Genomic DNA, 3,139 nt, shown 5'->3' on the forward strand with positions numbered 1-3,139 from the left:
CAGCAGCAGCTTGTGCTTCAAGTCCATCGTCGATTCCCCGAAGGCGCCCCCGTGCGCGTGTCTACTCTACGCGCCCCATCTGCTTCGTGAGCACGTCGGGTGGTGAGACGTGCCCGGCATGACGGCGCTTGGCAGGGGCGCGGCGAATCCAGACAGCGCCGACGGTGCGCGTGTCGTCAGCCACGGTAGGTCTGGCGCAGCAGCAGGATGGGGCGCAGGATCCAACGGCCGGTAGCCGCCGGCATCCCGGGAATCACCAACATGGCGAAGAACGAGAAGACCAGCCCCAAGGCTGCGACTGCGGCCTCCAAGACGCTGAAGAACAAAGGCAGCAGCAAGGACGCGAAGACAGCGGCTGGCTCCGCGCTGTCGCAGGCACCGGATAAGAAGGGAAACAAGAAGTAATCTGCGCGGCGGGGCCCATGTCCCGCCGTTCTGCCGGGCGCGATGGGTGACAGCGTCGTGGACCTGACTTCTGCGCGTATCAGCGCTCGAATCCGTCGGTCCGAAAATGGCGCGCCTGGAGGGATTCGAACCCCCGACCAATGGCTTCGGAAGCCACTACTCTATCCGGCTGAGCTACAGGCGCGTTGTCCGGCCGACCACCGCAAAGCGGAGGAGGGCGGCCGGCGATTGTAGCCCAAACAGGCGTCCGCAATGCACCCGGCCATCGAGACCGCCCGCGTCAACGCGGATAAAGCGGTGGATCCTCATCACGCACCCGGCGTCGGCGCCCCCGCTCCCTCCCGCCGCGCGCGGCGGAGGGCTGCTCTACCTGGATGACGACTTGTGCGCATCTGCTCCCTCCCCGCGTGCGGGGGAGGACTGGTCTACCGAGAGGACGACTCGTGCGCATCTGCCCCCTCCCCCGCGTGCGGGGGAGGGCTGGTCTACCTAGAGGACGACTTGTGCGCATCTGCTCCCTCCCCCGCGTGCGGGGGAGGGCTGGGGTGGGGGCAGCTTCAAACTCCCCCGCTCGCGAACATCGCGCCCCTCATGGGCGGAGACCGGAGTGGACAAGGCCGCAGAGCACAGCGATCGGAACGAGGCCCCCACCCAACCCTCCCCCGTGAACGGGGGAGGGCAGCACGGCCGCCCCTGCGCAACTCGGCCCTTCTCTCCCCCCCGCCTACAGAGGAGGACCGGGGAGGGGGGCAGCTTCGAAACCCCCTCCCCCGCGTGCGGGGGAGGGCTGGGGTGGGGGCAGCTTCAAACTCCCCCGCTCGCGAACATCGCGTCCCTCATGGGCGGAAGACCGGAGTGGACAAGGCCGCAGAGCACAGCGATCGGAACGAGGCCCCCACCCAACCCTCCCCCGTGAACGGGGGAGGGCAGCACGGCCGCCCCGGCGCAGCGCTGCCCTTGTCTCCCCCCCGCCTGCAGAGGAGGGCCGGGAAGTGGGGGAGCTTCGAAACCCCCTCCCCCGCGTGCGGGGGAGGGCAGCACGGCCGCTCCGGTGCAACGCTGCCCTTGTCTCCCCCTTGCCTGCAAAGGAGGGCCTGGAAGGGGGCAGATTCGAAAACCCCCTCCCCCGCGTGCGGGGGAGGGCAGCACGGCCGCCCCTGCGCAACGCGGCCCTTGTCTCCCCCCCGCCTGCAGAGGAGGGCCGGGAAGGGGGGCAGCTTCGAAACCCCCTCTCCCGCGCGCAAGGGAGGGCTGGGGAGGGGGCGCGCCGTCTCCCCAGGCACCACCACCAGTCTTCAGCCCCCCGCCATCCCCGCCCCCTACAATCGAGCGCACGCTGCGACTGCAGCACCCGGCCCCCACCCGGATCCCCATGCCCTGGAAAGCCCTGACCCTGCTCGGCGACGCCGTGCTCGTCGTGCCGCTGCTGGCCGCCATCGCGGCGTGGCTGCGCGTCCGACCGGCGGCCCCGCGGCTGTCGAACGGCGAACTGCTGCAATGGGCCAGCATCGTCGCCGCCAGCCTGGCGCTGGTGGCAGGCAGCAAGATCGCCTTCTACGGCTGGGGCACCGGTATCCGGCGCTGGGACCTCACCTGCTTCAGCGGCCACGCCGTCCTGGCCTGGCTGCTATGGCCGGCGCTGTTCGCATTGCTCGTACCTCCGCCGCAACGCGCGCTGCGGGTCATGGCGACGCTCGCCGGCGCCGGGCTTGCAGCGTTAGTGGCCTGGTCGCGCGTGCCGATCGGCGCGCACCCACCCAGCGAAGTGGTCGCCGGCACGGCATTGGGCATGTGCGCTTGCTTCTTCACATTGCGCCTGCTGCGCCGGCTGGCGCTCGATCTGCGAGGCGTCGTCGTCGCAGCCGCACTGGCAGGCACGCTTGTACTCGGCACCACGCAGGCGATGCCCCGGCTCGACACCGAGCGCTGGTTCGCGAAGACCGGGATTGCGCTATCGGGCGCAGAGAAACCACAGTCGCGCCGCCATTGGCGGGGCTGAGAGCCCCGCATCGTTCCGCTCGCCTAAGGTGAAAGGCACGCTGCGCCAGCGGTCCAACACTCGAAAGAAGACGCCCTGCAGACCGGCGATATGCGGTCGACGCGATCAACGCCGCGTGCGTCCCTCCCCGGAGTGCGAGAGGAGGGACGTACGAAGCGCCATCAATACGCCGTGCCGCTCAGCTTGAAGATCGCCACCGCATCCTGCAGCGCCTGCGCCTGGCTCTCCATCGAGCGTGCCGCCGCGTTGGCTTCCTCCACCAGCGCCGCATTCTGCTGGGTGGCTTCGTCCATGTGCACGATGGTCTGGCTGACCTGTGCGATGCCGGCGCTCTGTTCCTGCGACGCGGCAGAGATCTCGGCCATGATGCTGGTCACGCGATGCACCGAGGTCAGGATCTCCTCCATCGTGCTGCCCGCAGTGCGCACCATGACCGCGCCTTGCTCCACCTGGCCGACGGAGGCCTCGATCAGCGCCTTGATCTCACGCGCGGCGTCGGCCGAGCGTTGCGCCAGCGCGCGTACCTCGCTGGCGACCACCGCAAATCCGCGGCCCTGTTCGCCAGCGCGCGCGGCTTCCACTGCGGCGTTCAGTGCCAGGATGTTGGTCTGGAAAGCGATGCCATCGATCACCGAGATGATGTCGCTGATCCGTCGCGACGAGGCCTCGATGCCAGTCATCGTGTCCACGACCTGCGCCACCACTTCGCCGCCCTGGCCAGCCACCGCGACCGTG

At 69.5% G+C, this 3,139-nt stretch carries 3 protein-coding genes and 1 tRNA gene; 2 read left to right on the forward strand and 2 right to left on the reverse strand.

The window, feature by feature from the left end; all coding sequences use genetic code 11:
- Positions 1–261: 261 nt before the first annotated feature.
- Positions 262–405: a hypothetical protein gene (locus ACOJUJ_RS21610; RefSeq protein ID WP_420128991.1), complete on the forward strand. Its 144-nt coding sequence runs from the start codon at positions 262–264 to the stop codon at positions 403–405.
- A gap of 107 nt (positions 406–512) precedes the next feature.
- Here ACOJUJ_RS21610 and ACOJUJ_RS21615 read toward each other — a convergent pair.
- Positions 513–589 (reverse strand) — tRNA-Arg (locus ACOJUJ_RS21615).
- Positions 590–1,777: 1,188 nt separating this feature from the next.
- On the opposite strand from ACOJUJ_RS21615, the gene ACOJUJ_RS21620 reads away from it, so the two are divergent.
- A complete protein-coding gene (locus ACOJUJ_RS21620; RefSeq protein ID WP_420128992.1) occupies positions 1,778–2,404 on the forward strand; it encodes a phosphatase PAP2 family protein in 627 nt (208 codons plus the stop codon).
- A 161-nt stretch (positions 2,405–2,565) separates the two neighbouring features.
- Here the strand turns inward: ACOJUJ_RS21620 and ACOJUJ_RS21625 are convergent.
- Positions 2,566–3,139, reverse strand: a 574-nt coding sequence (locus ACOJUJ_RS21625; protein ID WP_420128993.1) for a methyl-accepting chemotaxis protein, incomplete at its 5' end; no start/stop codon positions are given.

This window comes from Longimicrobium sp. (genome assembly GCF_048594345.1).
In the GTDB taxonomy this organism is placed as follows: Bacteria; Gemmatimonadota; Gemmatimonadetes; order Longimicrobiales; family Longimicrobiaceae; genus Longimicrobium.

Bases quoted from the DNA above. Each gene is read 5' to 3' on its own strand.
- ACOJUJ_RS21610 (WP_420128991.1), top strand. From the start codon at position 262: ATGGCGAAGAACGAGAAGACCAGCCCCAAGGCTGCGACTGCGGCCTCC.
- ACOJUJ_RS21620 (WP_420128992.1), top strand. From the start codon at position 1,778: ATGCCCTGGAAAGCCCTGACCCTGCTCGGCGACGCCGTGCTCGTCGTG.